The sequence below is a fragment of the Chryseobacterium vietnamense genome, assembly GCF_031454475.1.
GTDB classification, from domain to species: Bacteria; Bacteroidota; Bacteroidia; order Flavobacteriales; family Weeksellaceae; genus Chryseobacterium; species Chryseobacterium vietnamense.
On record NZ_JAVDQX010000005.1, the window covers coordinates 229,293 to 248,415 of the forward strand.

At 38.1% G+C, this 19,123-nt stretch carries 13 protein-coding genes; 10 read left to right on the forward strand and 3 right to left on the reverse strand.

Annotation, left to right across the window (positions count from 1 at the left end; genetic code table 11):
• Positions 1–7: 7 nt before the first annotated feature.
• The 8 genes from J2786_RS19550 to J2786_RS19585 all read left to right on the forward strand — a co-directional run bounded on the left by J2786_RS19550 (position 8) and on the right by J2786_RS19585 (position 14,611).
• Positions 8–3,199, forward strand: a complete 3,192-nt coding sequence (locus J2786_RS19550) for an efflux RND transporter permease subunit (RefSeq protein WP_047428059.1) — start codon at positions 8–10, stop codon at positions 3,197–3,199.
• Entirely contained in the window at positions 3,171–4,628 is a 1,458-nt protein-coding gene (locus J2786_RS19555; protein WP_310026411.1) for a TolC family protein, read from the forward strand. The genes J2786_RS19550 and J2786_RS19555 overlap by 29 nt, the downstream gene beginning before the upstream one ends.
• Positions 4,629–4,905: 277 nt before the next feature.
• Positions 4,906–6,534 (forward strand): T9SS type A sorting domain-containing protein, encoded by a 1,629-nt coding sequence (locus J2786_RS19560; RefSeq protein WP_047428054.1) that lies wholly within the window; start codon positions 4,906–4,908, stop codon positions 6,532–6,534.
• 4 nt (positions 6,535–6,538) lie between these two features.
• Positions 6,539–9,388 (forward strand): hypothetical protein, encoded by a 2,850-nt coding sequence (locus J2786_RS19565; RefSeq protein ID WP_310026415.1) that lies wholly within the window; start codon positions 6,539–6,541, stop codon positions 9,386–9,388.
• Between the two features lie 10 nt (positions 9,389–9,398).
• On the forward strand, positions 9,399–13,100 hold the full coding sequence (locus tag J2786_RS19570; protein WP_310026418.1) for a DUF6443 domain-containing protein: 3,702 nt from the start codon (positions 9,399–9,401) through the stop codon (positions 13,098–13,100).
• Positions 13,097–13,537: a hypothetical protein gene (locus tag J2786_RS19575; RefSeq protein WP_216445308.1), complete on the forward strand. Its 441-nt coding sequence runs from the start codon at positions 13,097–13,099 to the stop codon at positions 13,535–13,537. The genes J2786_RS19570 and J2786_RS19575 overlap by 4 nt, the downstream gene beginning before the upstream one ends.
• A 292-nt stretch (positions 13,538–13,829) precedes the next feature.
• Positions 13,830–14,273 (forward strand): Imm44 family immunity protein, encoded by a 444-nt coding sequence (locus tag J2786_RS19580; RefSeq protein ID WP_310026423.1) that lies wholly within the window; start codon positions 13,830–13,832, stop codon positions 14,271–14,273.
• Positions 14,270–14,611, forward strand: a complete 342-nt coding sequence (locus J2786_RS19585) for a DUF4844 domain-containing protein (RefSeq protein WP_310026425.1) — start codon at positions 14,270–14,272, stop codon at positions 14,609–14,611. The genes J2786_RS19580 and J2786_RS19585 overlap by 4 nt, the downstream gene beginning before the upstream one ends.
• A 110-nt stretch (positions 14,612–14,721) precedes the next feature.
• Here the strand turns inward: J2786_RS19585 and J2786_RS19590 are convergent, their stop codons facing one another.
• The gene (locus tag J2786_RS19590) at positions 14,722–15,132 is read right to left on the reverse strand and encodes a helix-turn-helix domain-containing protein (protein ID WP_310026428.1); all 411 of its coding nucleotides are present in this window, start codon (positions 15,130–15,132) and stop codon (positions 14,722–14,724) included.
• A gap of 639 nt (positions 15,133–15,771) precedes the next feature.
• Between J2786_RS19590 and map the strand changes: the two genes are divergently transcribed.
• A complete protein-coding gene (gene map, locus J2786_RS19595) occupies positions 15,772–16,536 on the forward strand; it encodes a type I methionyl aminopeptidase (RefSeq protein WP_310026432.1) in 765 nt (254 codons plus the stop codon).
• Positions 16,537–16,873: 337 nt separating this feature from the next.
• On the opposite strand, the gene J2786_RS19600 is transcribed toward map, so the two are convergent.
• Both J2786_RS19600 and J2786_RS19605 read right to left on the reverse strand, forming a co-directional pair.
• Positions 16,874–17,050, reverse strand: coding sequence for a hypothetical protein (locus tag J2786_RS19600; protein ID WP_226798741.1), 177 nt, complete (start codon positions 17,048–17,050; stop codon positions 16,874–16,876).
• Positions 17,019–17,177, reverse strand: coding sequence for a hypothetical protein (locus J2786_RS19605; protein ID WP_226798742.1), 159 nt, complete (start codon positions 17,175–17,177; stop codon positions 17,019–17,021). Before J2786_RS19605 ends, J2786_RS19600 begins: the two co-directional genes overlap by 32 nt.
• Positions 17,178–17,348: 171 nt before the next feature.
• On the opposite strand from J2786_RS19605, the gene J2786_RS19610 reads away from it, so the two are divergent.
• Positions 17,349–18,881, forward strand: a complete 1,533-nt coding sequence (locus J2786_RS19610) for a M20/M25/M40 family metallo-hydrolase (RefSeq protein ID WP_047428040.1) — start codon at positions 17,349–17,351, stop codon at positions 18,879–18,881.
• Positions 18,882–19,123: the final 242 nt, after the last annotated feature.

Here is a 19,123-nt window from a genome sequence, read left to right on the forward strand (position 1 = left end):
AAGCAGTATGTTTAAGAAATTCATTCGCAGACCAGTTCTGTCTATAGTAATCTCATTGATTATTGTATTTATGGGAATATTGTCATTGGTGAAACTTCCGGTGACCCAGTTTCCATCTATTTCTCCGCCTAAAGTAAATATCACCGCGGAATATCCCGGAGCCAACAACGAACTGTTAATTAAATCCGTAGTCATCCCCTTGGAAAGAGGATTAAATGGAGTTCCCGGTATGAAATATATGACCTCAGATGCCGGAAATGACGGGGAAGCGTCCATTCAGATTGTATTTGATCTGGGGACAGACCCCAACGTAGCTGCAGTAAACGTGCAGAACCGTGTATCTTCAGTGGTCAATAAACTTCCGCCTTTGGTAGTGCGTGAAGGGGTAAAGATCACGCGTGAAGAACCCAACATGTTGATGTACATTAACCTGTACAGTGATGATCCTAAAGCCGACCAGAAATTCCTTTTCAACTATGCAGATATCAACGTAATGTCTGAATTGAGAAGGGTAAGTGGTGTAGGTTTTGCCGATATCCTGGGAACCCGTGAATATGCCATGCGTATCTGGCTTAAACCGGACAGGTTAACAGCATATAACATCTCAGCGGATGAAGTAATGGAATCTCTGAACGAGCAAAGTTTGGAAGCTTCTCCCGGGAAAACAGGGGAGAGTTCAGGAAAGCGCTCTCAGTCTTTCGAGTATGTATTAAAATATCCCGGTCGTTTTAATAATGAAAAAGATTACGGAAACATTATTTTAAAAGCAAAACCGAATGGAGAGTCTGTAAGGTTGAAAGATGTTGCCGATATAGAGTTTGGAAGTTCCATGTATGATATTTATTCCACATTGAACGGAAAACCTTCAGCGGCGATCACGGTAAAACAATCCTATGGATCCAATGCAAGTGACGTTATCAAAAATGTGAAAGCATTGATGAAGGATCTTGAAAAAAATAACTTCCCGAAAGGAATGCATTACGATATCAGTTATGACGTATCAAGATTCCTGGATGCATCCATGGAAAAAGTAATCCATACTTTATTTGAAGCCTTCATTCTGGTTGCTATCGTAGTATTTCTATTCCTTGGAGACTGGCGTTCAACATTGATCCCTGCATTAGCCGTTCCGGTCTCATTGGTGGGAACATTTGCGGTAATGTCTGCTTTCGGAATTACCCTGAATATGATTTCCCTCTTTGCGCTGGTAATGGCGATCGGGGTTGTGGTAGATGACGCGATTGTAGTGATTGAAGCCGTTCACGCCAAGATGGAAGAAAAACATCTTTCTCCATTGAAGGCCACAGAAGAAGCAATGCATGAAATCAGTGGAGCAATTATTGCAATCACATTGGTAATGGCATCGGTATTCATTCCGATTGCATTTATGTCCGGACCGGTTGGGGTATTCTACCGTCAGTTCTCTATTACAATGGCCTCATCCATTATTTTATCAGGGGTAGTGGCACTTACTTTAACACCGGCATTGTGTGCATTGATCTTAAGAAATAACCACGGAAAACCTAAAAAGAAAACTCCAATTACTATTTTCCTTGATAAGTTCAATAACATCTTTACAAAAGGTGCCGGGAAATATGAGAAGCTTTTGAATAAAACAGTGACGAAAAAGACAATAACATTACCCTTGTTATTAGCATTTTGTGCCTGTACATTCTTCCTGAGCAATTCTTTACCTTCAGGATTTATTCCGGCTGAAGATCAGGGAATGATTTATGCCATTATTCAGACACCTCCGGGGTCCACATTGGAAAGGACCAATCAGATTGCAAGAGAGCTTTTGAGAGAATCTGAAGACATTGACGGTGTACAATCTGTTTCATCCTTAGCAGGATATGAGATTTTGACTGAAGGTACCGGATCCAACTCAGGAACCTGTCTGATCAACCTGAAAAGCTGGGAGGAGCGTAAAGAATCTGCTGCCGAAATCATTGAAAAGCTCGAAGAAAAGGCCAAAAATATTCCGGGAGCCAATATTGAATTCTTCCAGCCGCCTTCCGTTCCGGGATATGGAGCCGCAGGAGGTTTCGAACTTCGTTTGCTGGATAAGGCAGGAAGTGGAGACTATCATAAAATGGAACAGGTAAGTAACGATTTTGTGAAGGAGCTTAAAAAACGTCCGGAATTGGGATCAGCATTTACTTTCTATTCCGCAAGTTTCCCGCAATATATGCTTAAGATTGATAATGATCTTGCAGAACAAAAAGGAGTGACGATTGAAAAAGCAATGGATAACCTTTCTACATTGATTGGTTCCAACTATGAAACGAGTTTCATCCGCTTTGACAGGCCGTATAAGGTAATTGTTCAGGCCGGTCCTCAATATCGTGCCCTACCGACTGATCTGTTGAAACTGTATGTTAAAAATGATAAAGATCAGATGGTTCCCTACTCAGACTTTATGAGATTGGAAAAAGTATACGGATTATCTGAGATCACGAGACATAATATGTATAACTCAGCCGAGGTGAGTGGAACTCCGGCACCAGGATACAGTAGTGGTCAGGCGATCAAAGCGATTCAGGAAGTTGCGGATAAAACACTTCCAAGAGGTTTTGGTATCGACTGGGCAGGGATCTCTAAAGATGAAGTAAGCCGTGGTAATGAAGCCGTATTTATCTTCCTGGTATGTTTAGGATTTGTTTACCTGATTCTTTCCGCACAGTATGAAAGTTTCATCCTTCCGCTGCCGGTTATTTTATCTCTTCCGGTAGGTATTTTTGGAGCATTTTTATGCTTAAAGCTTTTAGGATTGGAAAACAATATCTATGCACAGGTGGCCATGGTCATGCTCATCGGACTTTTGGGTAAAAATGCGGTATTAATTGTCGAGTTTGCTGTACAGAAGAAAGCTGAAGAGGGAATTCCTGTAGCAAAAGCGGCTATTGAAGGTGCTGCCATTCGTTTCCGCCCGATTTTGATGACATCATTTGCCTTCATTGCGGGGTTGATTCCTCTTGTGATCGCAACAGGACCGGGAGCAGTTGGTAACAGAACCATTGGTACTGCAGCAGCAGGAGGAATGTTAATCGGGACTATTTTCGGATTGATGATTATCCCTGGACTGTATTATATCTTCGGAACAATTGCCGATAAGTCACGATTGGCCAGATATGAAGAAGAGAATCCTTTAACAGAACAAACTGAACCTTATGAACATGATGGAAAATTCGAAGACTAAAAATATAATCACAGCCATTGCCTTATCGCTTGTACTTGCAAGCTGTAAGGCGCCAATGGCGACTGTCATAAAAGACGAGGTAAAAGAAAATATTCCTCAAAATTTTAATCAGGAAGAACAGCAGGATGCTAACAGTAATAGCGGAACAACTCCGTGGAGACAGTTCTTTACAGATCCTAACCTTGTAACGCTGATTGAAACGGCTTTAAAAAATAATCAGGAGCTCCTGATCACGCTTCAGGAGATTGAAATTGCTAAAAGTGGTGTTTTAGCTAAAAAAGGAAGATTGACTCCAACTGTCTCTGCGGGAATAGGAGCAGGATTAAAAAAAGCAGGTCGTTATACCAGTGAAGGAGCAGGTGATGCAACAACACAAATTGAACCTGGAAAAGAAATGCCGGATCCGCTTGGAAATTTTGAAGCAGGATTAAATGCAAGCTGGGAGATTGATATCTGGAAAAAGCTCAGAACGGAGAAGGAATCTGCAGTAGCCCATTATCTTTCTACAGTAGAAGGGAAAAACTTTGTTTTGTCTAATCTTATTGAAGAAGTAGCAGATAATTATTATGAGTTATTGGCACTTGATAATCAATTGGATATTATACAACAGTATATCAAGCTTCAGCAGAGAGCACTTGAAATTTCCAAAATTCAGAAAGAAGCCGCTGCTGCAACGGAGCTTGCTGTGAAAAAATTTGAAGCAGAACTGGCAAAATCCAAAGCAGCCGAATATACAATCCGTCAGCAGATCACTGAGAAGGAAAACGAAATCAATGCTCTTCTGGGAAGATATCCACAACCGATTGTGAGAACAAAGGAAAACTTTATGTCTACAATTCCTCCTACAGTATATACCGGAATCCCGTCTCAGTTATTAGCCAATCGTCCTGATATCAAACGGGCAGAACTGGAATTAAAGGCTTCAAAACTGGATGTAGAAGCTGCAAGAAAAGAATTTTATCCTTCTTTGGAAATTTCTGCAACCTTAGGGTTGGAAGCTTTCAAACCATCCTATCTTGTTAAATTACCGGAATCAATAGCATATAATCTTGTGGGTGAATTAGCAGGGCCACTTATTAATAAGAGTGCGATAAAAGCTAATTTCCAGACTGCAGATGCAAAACAGGTTCAGGCATTATACGAATATGATAAAACCATTTTGAACGCTTATCTGGACGTTGCCAATCTGATGTCGAAGGTTAAAAATATTGATCAGTATTATCAGTTGAAATCACAGGAAACGAAAGCCCTGGATCAGTCTATTGATATTGCCAATCAGTTGTTCCGTAATTCCAGAGCAGATTATCTTGAAGTTCTTTTGAACCAGAGAGATGCATTGGATGCCAAAATGGAGCTTATCGAAGCAAAACAAAAACAGCTCAGTACTGTAGTCGACATCTATAAAAGTTTAGGTGGAGGCTGGAAATAAAACATCATAATTCTATCAATAAACAGTTAATGTTTTTTGGAAGGGTCAATTCTTTTGAGTTGGCCCTTTTTTCTTTTTAACACGACAGGTTCTGTCGCTGTGAGTAGATATTTTTGCATCATAATAAGATAAATTGTAATACAATATAAAGGAAATTTGATTATTAATAGTATGATTTATAGCAGGTTGAAGTATTGTGATTGTCGTATCTTAAAAAGTGTTAAATTCGCTTCGTTTTAATAAACTAATTACTAACTCAAAAAATGACAACACGAGAATGAGAAAACTTTATCTCAGTGCATTCACTTTATGCACAATTCTGGGCGTATCTGCTCAGGAAGTGGTGTGGCAGAAAGACATCCAATCCTCTACCCAGGATTTTCTAAGCCAGGTCACTACAACCATAGATCAACAGTATCTGATCACAGGAAGTTCTATTCAAAGCAATAAGCAACAGGCTTCAGGCAGTAAGCAAAACAACGGTTATGATTTTCATCTGGTCAAACTGAACCAACAGGGACAGGAGGTTTGGGAAAAATATTTCTCAGGATCAAATCATGATTATCTGTCGGCGACTGTTACTACTCAGGATGGCGGATTTCTTTTGGCCGGAACATCTTATTCCGGAAAAGGATTAGATAAAAAAGACGATTCCAAAGGCGGTTCAGATATCTGGTTGATCAGAATCAATGAATTTGGTGATGAACTATGGCAGAAAACGTTGGGAAGTTCTTCTGATGAAGAAGCAAGATCTGTTATTCAAACTACCGATTTAGGATTCTTTGTGGCCGGAAATATACAGAACTCACCCAAAGGATACGGTTCAAAAGATGTTTTGATTACAAAACTTGATAAAGATGGAAAAGAACTCTCCCAATTAATTTTAGGTGGAAAAGGATTGGATGAAGTAGAGAAGATGATTCCAACAAAAGATGGTGGGGCATTACTTGGGATTTATTCAAGGAGTTCCGAGGTTCGTGTTTCGGGTTCTGAACAAGATTCCGGGATGCGAGGTTCGGGTTCTGCATCAAACGTTCAAAACCCGAATCCCATATCCCGAAACTCGAAACAAACTGAAAACTTTGGTGAGGGCGACTACTGGATTGTCAAGTTGGACAAAAACGGAAAAGTAGAATGGGAGAAGAACTTCGGAGGTAAAGGAGATGATCATTTGAGAACCCTGGCATTAACTTCAACTGGCTTTATCATTGGTGGAGAATCAAGATCAGAAAGATCGGGAAACAAAACCTTGGGCATTGAAGAAGGAACAGACTTATGGCTGATTGCTTTAAATGAAAGAGGTGATGAGCAGTGGCAGAAATCCTACAATTTCAAAAACAGAGATATTCTAATGGGAATGAACGTTCTTCATTCGGCAGATGATCAATCTTCCAAAGGGATTTTATTAGGTGGATATACTCAGGCTGAAGGAAGAATCCAAACCGATGATGAGACCTTCTGGATGCTCTATCTGGACCAAAATGGCAATGAGCAGTGGAGAAAACACGTAAAAGGAGAATCCAGACAAAAAGAAGAAAGGCTTTCTGATTTAAAACTCAACAGAGACGGTTCCATTATTCTCGCTGGAACCAGTGCAGAAGAATTAGGTAAAGAAAACTGGAAAATCGTGAAACTGGGAGATAAACAGGTAGACCAATTAATCGAAAAATACGATATCAAAATCTATCCAAACCCTGTTTCTGACTACGCTTATGTAGAAATCGGCTTCGATTTTAAAGAAGCAGATATTCTGTTATATGATATGAGTGGAAGGCAGCTTCAAAATATTAAAACAAAGAATAAAGTTACCAAAATCAATACCCAGCCTTTAGTTCAGGGAGCTTATCTGGTGACGATAAAAACTGATACCAATAAAACGGCAAATGCCAAATTAATTAAGAAATAAACTGATGAGAAGAAAAGTTATACTAGTATCCTTATTGTCCATGATGGTACAAAAGGGATATTCTCAGCTAAATGTGGGAGATGTTGTAACGACTCCTGTTGCGTCGCCATCCATGGCTGCCATGTCCCGTTATTCCGATGTACCCATGTCATTATCCTCAGGGCTTCCTGAAATAGGACTTCCTCTTCTGAATGCACCGCTTTCAGATGATACAGCATGGCCAATGGGATTAGGTTATAATACAGAAAGTATTTATCAGTCCAGTACAGCGAGTGATGTGGGAGCAGGCTGGTCATTCTTTGGAGCTGCCGTGATCTATAAAAAGATTATTAATGAACTGGATGAATGCTATGATAATGCGGGTTCTGCCAATTATCTGAAAAATGAATTTGATGATATCTACTACTATAATCTTCCGGGATTATCCGGAAAGTTCAGTATAAAAAGGGATATTGTAAATAATACGTTTACCCTCATTAATCTTACCCCTAACCATGTCAAAATTGATTATGTAAGAAACAGTAATACGGCAACTTTTAAAGCAGATAGTTTTACCATTACCGCAGATAACGGATACCAATATATTTTTACAGATTTTGATGCTGCCAGATATAGCTGTGGAGAGTTTTTTATGGGAAATGAATACAAAACAGCTTATTACCTTACCCGTATTCTGAATCCTATCGGGGTAGAAACAGCAGCGGTAACCTATGATAAAAAAACAAAATACAAAGGAACCAATAATCAATACTTAATCTTTCAGCAGAATAAAATCAAAAGCATCACCAGCCGCAAAGGGCAGGTAGCATTTGACTATGTATATGATGAAACGCTGGAAAATAAAGATGCAAATGCAGAGGCTACCAGTGATCCCTATAGTTTACAGAAAATATACATGAAAAATCCTGCCGGAGAAACGTTGTATTCTTATGCATTTAATTACACCATGCTTTCTGTAGGAACTGCCGCTGCACAAAAGAAAAGGATATTGAATTCTGTTATTAAAAATGATAAAAGCGGGACTCCTATAGAAAAGAACACTTTTGTGTACACCTATCCTTCAGGGGATGGATCATTGAAAAAAATGATATCTCCAACAGGTGGGGTCACTGAATATAACTATGAACCAGGAGAACTGTATTTTAATTTTAATGATCCTGCATTTCTTGCCAGTCTTGTAGGAACCAGTGAGATATCTTATCCTAATATTCAGTATTTTTCTGCTATTAACAGTGGGACGATTAATACCACTCAATCTCTGGTTTACAACTTCAATATTCCTGGAAATCAGCAGGTAAAGAAAAACTTCAGATTTGTCCTCAATATTACAGATTATGAACGCCCTGATCCACCACCACCACCATTCAAACCTAAAGAACATAACCTGAAGATTACCTTAAAAAGAGGAACTGAAGTTATTATTCCCACCTTTACCATTACTTATAATCTCTACAATCAAATATATAATCTGGATGCTTATCCGGGAGATTATACCCTGGAAATCGTCCGCACAGGAGAAGCAAAAGCCAATGGAACTTTCGGCAGTTCGGAAGTAAAGGTATATCCGGGACCTTTCAGAAATGGAAAATCAGGAGTACATTCGAGGATAAAAAATATTAAGTATTATAAAGATATCAATGATACAACTCCACAGAGAAGTGTAAATTACACTTATGATTCTTTTGATCTGCCTGACAGTGCAAGTGGATATTTATTTAACAATGAGAGAGACATTGACGACGGTTTGTGGACTACATATGTCCTGTACAAAAATGTAAAAGTTTCAGAAGCGGGTAAGGGGTCTGTACGCTATACATTTAAAAATCCAGATGATTATCCTAAACAGCAAACCGTAGGAGGATCATCTCCTGAATATTTCTGGCCTTATTACAATATCACCAAAGGAGGACTGCTTTCCAAAAAAGAAAATTATGATGATCAGAATACCCTTCTGACCACAGAATTGTATGATTATGAACTGGATAATTTTTCCGATAACGAATATAGCTTCTTAGCAGGTTCCAAAATGACTTCAAAACCAGCCTACATAAAGAAAAGCATCAATACCAATAAGGCGCTCTATCCTGGAGGAAGATTTTTGGAAAGTAAATCTGAAACTACAGTCAGCGGTTCTAACTTAAAATCCATCTATACAAAGATGACTACAGATGGTGACATTGCTGAAAAGACTTATACCTATCCGATAGGGCTGTCTGCTTACCAGAAACTTGAAAATGCCTACATGACAGGCGTTCCTGTGATTACAGAAGAAAAGAAAAACGGGAAAATATTGTCCAGAGCAGAAACATTGTACAATAATCCTTCCCTTCTGATGCCTACCTCTGTATTGGCAACCAATATTGCAGACGGTTCTAAGAAGGAAACCGGAACATTTGATTTGTATGATGATAAAGGAAATCTTCAGCAGATAACATCCGCAGTGGGAATTTCCACGACCTTTATTTATGGATATAATAAAACACAACTCATTGCCAAAATAGACAGAGCCAAATTATCAGACATCCCGCAAGCTGCTATCACGGCTATTGTAAATGCTTCCAATGACGATTATATACAGCCTCAGGGAATGACTGCACAACAGTCAGAACAAAATCTTATTAATGCCCTTGATACGTTCAGGCAAAACCCTGCATTGGCAAATTATATTGTTACCACCTATTCCTATGATCCTTTAGTAGGGATGACAAGTACAACTCCACCATCAGGTTTCAGGGAAGTGTATGAATACGATGATGCAGGAAGACTGAAGAAGGTAAAAAAAATGGAAAAAGATGCAGGAGGAAACATCTCGTATAAAACCGTAAAAGAATATCAGTATCACAACAAACAATAAGCACCATACCATGAAAAATTTTTTAAATATACTCAGTCTGTTGTTTGTGACATTCAGCTTTGCGCAGACCAACCTAACGGCTTCTGAAAATTATATTTACAGCAAAACATGTCTGAATAACGATTGTACCAAAACTTCAGAAAACGTACAGTATTTTGACAGTTGGGGAAGACCGGTACAGGGCGTAGCCATTAAAGCCTCTCCTTTGGGAAATGATATCGTAAGCCATACAGAATATGATACCTATGGAAGACAGGTAAAAGATTATCTTCCGGTACCACAGACAGGAACACAAAATGGAGCGTTTTACCCCTCTCCGCTTGCCAATGCCTCCTCTCTATACGGTAATGAAAAGATTTATTCTGAGAAACTCGTGGAAAACTCTCCGCTGCAAAGGATACAGCAGCAAACCCCTTTAGGAAATGCCTGGAGTAATAAGCCTATCCTGTTTTCTTATGATGCCAACAAAGATGGTGAGGTCACAAAATATACTGTTACGACAACATGGGTAGAAGGAAGAACAAACAGTATTCTTTCCAACAATGGAAACTATGCTGTTAATACTTTAGCCAAAAACATGGTAACTGATGAAGACGGTAATGTTACCATAGAGTTTACCAACAAGCAGGGACAAATGGTTCTTGCCAGAAAAATGCTCAGCGCTACCGAAAAGGCGGATACTTATTATGTGTATAATGAATTCAACCAATTGGCATATACTCTTCCCCCGCTGGCTTCTGTTTCCGGTGCGGTCTCTGCTTCCACGCTGGATAATCTTTGCTACCAATACCGTTATGACGGCTGGAACAGGCTGGTAGAAAAGAAACTACCAGGAAAAGGCTGGGAATACTTGGTGTATGATAAAGCCGACAGGCTTATGCTTAGCCAGGATGCTAATATGAGAGGATCTGGAAAATGGATGATGACCAAGTATGATCAGTTTGGAAGGATTGTCTATACAGGAATATTCAGTTCTAATGACAGTAGGGCAACATTACAGAATCAGATCAAGGATTTGGTTATTTATGATGCGCGCCATTCGACAGGTTTTGTAAGGAATGGAATGAATATTTATTATACAGCTGTATATTTTACCCCTGAAAGTATTTTGTCTGTTAATTATTATGATATCTATCCTGCCGGAACTCCTACTGCGCCCACTCAGGTCATGGGGCAGGATATTCTTTCTCAGGATGCCCAGAACAGTGTGATCAGTACGAAAACCCTGCCTACAGCTGCTTATGTAAGGAATATTGAAGATAATGGCTGGACAAAGAACTATATCTGGTATGATACCAAAGGAAGAGTAGTAGGATCGCATACCATCAATCATTTGGGAGGATATACCAAGACTGAGTCTGAAATCGATTTTGCAGGACTTATTAAACAAACCAAAGCTTACCATAAAAGGCTGGCGGGTGATCCTGAAAAGACCATTACCCAAAATTATGAGTACGACAGCCAGGGCAGACTGCTGGTACACAAACACCAGATTGATAACAATGCAGTAGAGATCCTTTCGCAAAATACCTATAACGAGCTTTCCCAGCTTTTAAATAAAAAAGTGGGTGGAACCCAGATATCCCAGCCTCTTCAGACGATTGACTACCAGTATAATATCCGAGGATGGATGACTCAGATCAATGATCCTGCTAATCTTGGGAATGATCTTTTTGGATATAAGATGAATTATAACCAGGTAGAAGGGCTGGAAACTCCCAATCCTGATTATCCTAATTTGAAGGTAAAGCCAAGGTTTAACGGAAACATTGCCGAAGTATCCTGGAAGACCCTGACGGAAGAAAACGAACCTCTGAAAAGATACAGCTATTCTTACGATGCTTTAAACAGACTTTCTGCAGGCTTTTACCAAAAGGCAGGGAAAGAAACGGCGAAAGAGTATTTTGAAAGTATGGAATACGATCTGAACGGAAATATCACGAGACTGAAAAGATCCGGAGAACTGGCCATTGGAAATACAACAGCTCTGGCCATAGATAATCTGAAGTACGATTATACAGGAAATAAACTGATCAGGGTTACCGATGAGCAGCAAAACCCATCAGGTTATCCTTATATGGCTAATCCCGGAACCATAGGCTATGATAATGACAGCTCAGACGGAAACGGAAATATGATCAGCAATCCTGATAAAGGTATTTCTGCTATTCAATATAATTATCTAAATTTACCGCAACAAATTACACAAAACGCTAAAGTAACCCAATATACCTACAGAGCGGATGGTGTAAAGGTAAAGAAGCTCTTTGGAGATATGGAAACAGATTACCTGGACGGACTTCAGTATAAATCTACCTTCCAAATAGAATCATGGAATGGAGAAGGAATTTTCCAACCTGATCCAAATGAGATCCCGGTTTTGAAACTGAGAATTATTCCCACAGCAGAAGGATATTATGATGTACTGAATGAACGTTATGTCTATAATTATAAAGATCATCTCGGAAATATAAGACTTAGCTATACAGACACCAATAAGGACGGGATCATCCAGCCAAGAAGATACAATGCTTCTATGTGTAGTGGTAAATTTTGTATTGATGACTGGAAACCGGGGGAAATTGTAGAAGTGAATAACTATTATCCTTTCGGGATGATGCATAATTATACCGCCACTACTCAGAATGCCTATCAGTACAAATACAATGGTAAAGAACTTCAGGAAAGTGGAATGTATGATTATGGGGCAAGAATGTATATGCCGGACCTTGGAAGATGGGGTGTAATAGATCCATTGGCAGAAACATCCAGAGAATGGAGTACCTATGCTTATGCTTATAATAATCCTGTGATGTTTATTGATCCGGATGGAATGCAAAATGTGTCTGCCTCACAGAGAGAGCATGATTCTGCCTTATTCTGGAATTTTGATCAGAATACGACGTTATATGGAAGCAGCTGGTTTGGCAGTTCTTATGAAAGTGCAGGATTTGGGGGTAATTTAAAAACTATGTGGAATGGTGGTGATCATGGTGGTTCGGGAAGTAGACCCTTCGTACAGACACAGGCGTTTGCAGATCTGATGGATGCATTTTATAATGGGGGAAGTGGCGGATTGGTTAATCAGAATGGTACTTTGAAATGGTGGACAGATTATGAGGATTCTGACCCAAATGTCACTGGAGTGGGACAATTTAACATGCTGAAATTAAGGCGTGAAAATTTTCCTTCAAATAAAGAAATAACTCCTTGGCAATTAGGTGTAGAGTGGCTTTCAGGAACAGGTCCGAGACATCGAGATTTTACTAATGGAGACTTAATGACAGAAATGTTAAGACAACATAGTCATGTACAAGCCACTAGGGATATTATCCTATCTAAAATGGCTTTAAGTCAAAGTAGTTTAGAGGGGTCAAATTCTTATAAGCTAGGTGGTATAAAAGGAGTTGGGCTTTATCTTAAAGATTATTCAACGTTATTAACAGGCGGGTTAACAGGGAATTTAGCAGTAACATATTTAGGATCTTATAACTTAGAATACACGGCAGCAGCATATAATAAGAGTGTAGTTGTTTCATTTCATGTTGAAAATTCTTCTACAATGCAATCTGCGTCGCGCCCTCCTGTGCTTGGCTATCTTCCAATTTGGCAACAGACAGCGGGGAAACTTATTAATGAAAAATTTAAAACAGGTTGGGGGTCTAAAACTACTCAATCATTTCACTGGACAGAAGTATTATATCTAAAATGAAAACAAAATTAAAATATTTATTAATTACACTATTAACAATTATGTTATATAGTTGTGGTGAAACTAAGCCAAAACAATCAGATTTTATAGGAACTTGGAAGTCATCTGATAATGCATATATCAAATTAAATAAAAATGGAACTTGTATTTTGAAAGGGGTCGATCATTATAAAATCAGTAGTTTTCCAAAAAATAAAAATAGAGAATTAAATGCTGAAGGAACTTGGCAGTTTACAGAAAATGTAGAAAGTGGTATTCTTGATAATATAGACAATGGAATTACTATGAAATATAATCTACCCGAGGGAACAAAAGGGGAAATTTTATTTTATATCTCAGGGCAAGGTATCAATGGAAATAACCCACCTTGGAATATTTTTATATGGGAAGGTGATCCTGATGAAATGCTAAAATACGAGTTTGAAAAAAATAATTAAATACATAAGCAACAAACTGCAAGCTAGTGTTAGCGTTCATATCAGGTGTTTCAGATGTGTTGGTAAAAAGACCCCCCCCGCTGGCGCGAGCGTCTCGCTCGTGTCCGTGAATAAAACAAAAAGCCACTGTTTTTGCAGTGGCTTTTACTCTCTTTTGTAGAGAAGCCGTTATATTTACCAGTATAGAGATCATCTTGGAAATAAAGGAAAAGTACAAGAAAAGATAATGATTTATGGTTATTTTATGATTAATGGAGCATTACCTTCTGGAAATAAAATTTTTAGATAAAAAATGGATTTTGGATTAGCAATAACTTCTTCTAGAGAAGTTAAACACAAACACATCATTACACAATTGTCTGATGATATAGAGAAGTATTTTAAAGTAAAAAACTATGGGAACGATTTAAAAAGTATTGTTATAGGAGTGATTTGTGTCAGTCCTAATTTTGAAAACTTTTTTAAAGTAAGAAAGCCTGTATATACAAAAGGAAAAAAAGAATTTCATGATGAAGATTTTGCCTATACTATAGAAAATAATTTAGAATATAATTTAAAATTAAATTTTGAAGAATTTCAAAATTCATCAGACGAAGAGTGTAAAAAAATTGTAGCAAAAGAAATTCTTTTATCATTAAATTCTTTAGATTCAATTAAGAAAAAAATCAAGGATTTTGATTGGGATCAATTCAAAAAGGATTTGGAAAACTTTTTTAAAGAAAAAAACTTGATATGATAAACAAGACTGAACAACTAGAAAATGTAAAAAAGGAAATAACATTCGAATCAGAAGGTTTTTATCCTGGTTTAGCTGACGAAGAAAATAAGACAGTATTAATAAATTTATTTAATAATATTATTGATGAATTTATATCAGGAGTAGAGAATAATTTTAATGATAAAGATTATGTAAATCTTATATCAAAAAATGTTATTCGATTCGATACATATAATTTAGATACTGAAGATCGTGAGTACATATGCTCTTCCTTTGAAAAAATTATGGATGCAGTAGATCTGGGTAGTTCAGATGGAATTTTGAATAAATGGATGTATGGATTTGATATTAGTTAAACATCGTTTGTGTCTGTAAATAAAACCCCCGCTCGTGTCCACAAATAAACAAAACCACTGCACAGCAGTGGTTTTTCGTTCTATTAAAAGTGTATGTTTTATAAACTCTCTTACTTATCAAGCAGCTTTTCCAGTCTGCTCATCATTTCATCCTTTTCCTTCAGCATACGCTCATACAACGCGATTTTTTCTTCGTGAAGTTTTTTAATTTCTTCAATAGGATTGATGTTGAAAGTAGGTTTGGAATTTCCTATGTAAGCATCTTTATCAATATTAAATGTGTTAGAAATAATATTCACAGCTTGTTCCTCATCAAAATTCTGAAAAGCTTCTACGGGGATTTTCAGTACTTCGGATATTTTTTCGAGTAGCTGGTTTTCGATGGTTTCTCTTTGTTCAAGTAAAGAGATCTTTTTTTGGTTCCAGTCTTCACCTAAGTCCAGCGCCAATGCTTCCTGCTTGATGCCCAGCATTTCTCTGAAACGTTTTACATTTCTTCCCTGATGTATTTTGTAGTCCATTCTTTAATCAATTTGTGAAGATTCAAAGATAATACATTCTGTAAAGTAAAGGTTAAAAAATATCCGGTAAAATATTCCGGCCATATGTAGTAAAGTGTCGGCAACTGGTTTATAAACGGTCTCCAGCAGCTTCGGAAGTGCTTTCGGTTACTACAGTACGTGTCCGCAGTTGCTCATTAATTTGCTGTAACCATTTCGTAAACTGTCTCCAACCATTTAAGAAATGCCTTCAGACACTATTGTAAGTACCTTCGGACACTTTATCAAATAGATATAACTATTTTACAACCATCTCAACTGTTTTCATAAGTCCCTATAGCCTTTTATTCAAGTAGCTGGAGACCGTTATTGAACTCTCTTCAGTCCCTTCGGAAAAGCTTGTAACCCCTTCCATAACAGTCTCCATACCGTTCTATAAGTGCCTGTCACCCCTTATTCAAACAGCTGGAGACCGTTATGGAACACCCTTTAGCCCCTTAGATAACTGGATCTACCCCCTTACCCAAGGGGGTAGAGGGGGTTGGTGAAGGGGGTAATCACTATATTTTCAATAAATAGATTCGAGCAGTGGAAATAGGGCATACTGTAATATTTTAATTTCCTAACTTTGTAGTTCTCAATAACAATCAAAACAAAACGATGTCAATTACCAACGAAGATCAGATGCTCGGAATGCAAAAAGTAAGTGAAGCTGTTGCCTATACGCTGAAGAAGATGATGGATTACGCCGAACCCGGTATGACCACCAAAGATCTGGACGAATATGGAGCCAAAATACTGGAAGGCTTCGGAGCAAAATCAGCACCTTATCTTACATATGGATTTCCAGGATGGACGTGTATCAGTGTGGACAATGAATTCTGTCACGGGATTCCAACAGATCAAAGGATTTTGAAAGAAGGCGATCTGATCAATATTGATGTTTCTGCAGAGTTGGACGGATATTGGGCGGATAACGGTGGTTCCTTCGTGATTGGAGAAGATATTCACGGACATCAAAAATTGGTGGAGGCCTCCAAAGATATTTTAAGAAAAGCTATCAACAATATCAAAGGCGGTGTGAAAATAGCAGACATAGGACATTTAATGGAAACAGAAGCCAAAAAAAGAGGTCTTAAAGTTATTAAGAATCTTGCAGGCCATGGAGTAGGGAGAAGCTTACACGAACAGCCTGATGAACTGCTGAACTACAGAAACCGTTTTGATTCCAGACGTTTCAAGAAAAACTCTGTAGTGGCTATTGAAACATTTATTTCCACCGATTCCAATATCGCTGTAGAATTAAAAGACGGCTGGACCATGGTAGGCAATAAAGGCGGTTATATGGCCCAGCACGAACATACCATCGTAATCACAGATGGAAAACCTATCATTTTAACCGAAATGAACGAAATCCTGAATTAGAAGAGGTAGGTTTATCACAAACACATGTATAGTAATAGTTTTATAAGGCACAATTCTATCATAACTTCCTTGCTGAAAATCTCACATTGAGCGCAGGCGAAATGTTCTTGCGCCTTATAAAACAAAGCAATATTAAAAAACCTTCGTGCCCTTGCATTAAAGGCAAATTAATAACATTACTAAAATCACAAAGCTTCATCCAATCAACTTGTTGATTCTTCCTTTGCTCCCTTATCTTCAATATTAATAATTGAAAACTTTGCGTTAAAAACAAACCCTATTATCCACCATCAAAACTCTTTCAGAATACTTTCCTAATCCGCTGTAAAACCATTTTTCATAGTCCTTCAATACAATAGGTTTCCACATCAGTAGTTCCCGTATAATTTCTGAAAACATCTTTGAGATAAGCAGCAATATAATCCGGAGCATCTTCAGCACTTCTACCGCCCGAAGCAACAGCGAGATATACTTTTTTATCTTTAAACTGTCCCACACGATTCCAGTGTTCCAATAACAATAATATCTGCTTCACGGATTTCACTCACAATGCTATTGGTATACGAAAGAGCTGAACTGAGCCCTATGCTGTAAGACAGATCTCCTCTTGCGCTGGAGATAACGTGCAGAATATTCTTCATTTTTTTTCTTTATTCCAATGACGATCTTGTTTTTATCAAAGGGACATGATTAATTAATTTAAAATTGTTAAAGGGCTGGATTTGTTGATTGAAAAAGCCGGGTTTTAAATTGTCAGGCATGAAATACTTTTTTATATTTATAGAATAAAATCACTTCACAAACTATCCGCTATGAAAAAATTTCTTTTAATCCTTTTGGGAATCGTAGTCATTCTGGCTGCTGTAGTATTGATCAAAACCTACACCTATCCGTTTAAGAAAAATACTATTGGCGCAGGTGAGGGCTGGAAACCTGTAAAAAATGATTCTGCAGTCATGAGACTTTCAGGAGGAATAAAAGTACCCACCGTTTCTACAGGTAGTTTGGGTGAATTTGATTATGCACCGTTTGAACAGTTCAAAACCTATTTAAAAGCTTCTTATCCGTTAGTCTATCAGAACACAGAAAATGTTGAGGTAAACCAATACGGATTGGTGTTCAGACTTAAAGGAAGCAATCCTGCTCTGGAACCCATCTTATTCCTTTCTCATATGGATGTAGTTCCTCCCGGAGATGCTGATATTAAAAATAACCAAGAAAATATATTCCGTCCCGATGATAACCCGTCCGAGCCTGTTTCAAAAGTAGCTGAAGATTGGGATTTTGCCCCTTTTTCAGGAGCTGTTGCCAACGGAAGAATCTATGGAAGAGGTGCCATAGACATGAAAGGAATGCTGTTCTCCCTTATGGAATCCATGAATTCTATGATCAAAAACAAACAGATTCCACAGCGTGATATTTATCTGGCTTTTGGTTTTGATGAAGAAGTAGGCGGAAAAAAAGGAGCGATGCAGATCGCCGATTATTTTAAGAAAAAAGGATTGAAGTTCGATGCGGTCTATGACGAAGGCGGATTGATTATGAGAAAAGGAAATGTAGCCGGAATTGATACAGATGTTGCCGTAGTAGGATGTGCAGAAAAAGGTTTTCTTTCTGCAAAAATCAAAGTAAAAGGGCTGGGCGGACACTCTTCTATGCCTCCTATGGAAAGCGCAATCGGAAAAGCTGCCGTTATCATGCAGCGTCTGGAAGATCACCAGATGAAGCCTGTTATTACCCCTTTAATCAAAGAATTTTTTAATAATATCGGAGGTGAAATGCCTTTTACCACAAGAATGGCATTGGCGAATCAATGGCTTTTAAAACCAGTACTGATTTCCCAGCTTACCAAAAATAATACAACCAATGCTTTGGTTAGAACTACAACAGCTTTAACGATGATGAAGGGAAGTGATGGTACCAATGTACTTTCTCCCGAAGTGGAATTTGTAGTTAATTTCAGGTTACTTCCCGGAAATTCGGTGAAAGATGTAAGAGATCACATTGCTAAAGCCACTGAAGGTTTTGATGTTGAAGTAGAAGAAATTGATAATACAAGAGAAGCCTCTGCTATTTCTCCAACCAATACAAGAGCTTTTAAAATAATAGAAGCAGGAGTGAAAGAAATTCATCCCGGAGCTATTGTTACTCCATATCTTACCATGGCTGGAACTGATGCCGGTAAATATGAAATTGTAAGCAAAAACGTTTACAGATTCATGCCGATTAAGATCAACAGTGCCGAACAGCAAAGTATTCACAGCACCAATGAATATCTTAGTATTGAAAACTATCTGAAAATGATCCATTACTTTGAATACATCATGAAGAATTATGATAAATAAATGTCAATTGTGAATTGTGAATGGTCAATTCGCAGGCTTGTAAATTTTAATATAAGTTCGCATATTATTAAACGCAGCGTTCGCAAAGTTTCTATGATGTTTATTTTTTTTCGGTCGCAGAGGCGTTTCACTCAGCAATGTATACACTAAGTTCTTTGCTGAACGAAGTGCCTTTGCGAACAAAATATAAAACGTTACCCAACAAACCTTGCGAACCTTAGCGTTAATAATGATTGACTATT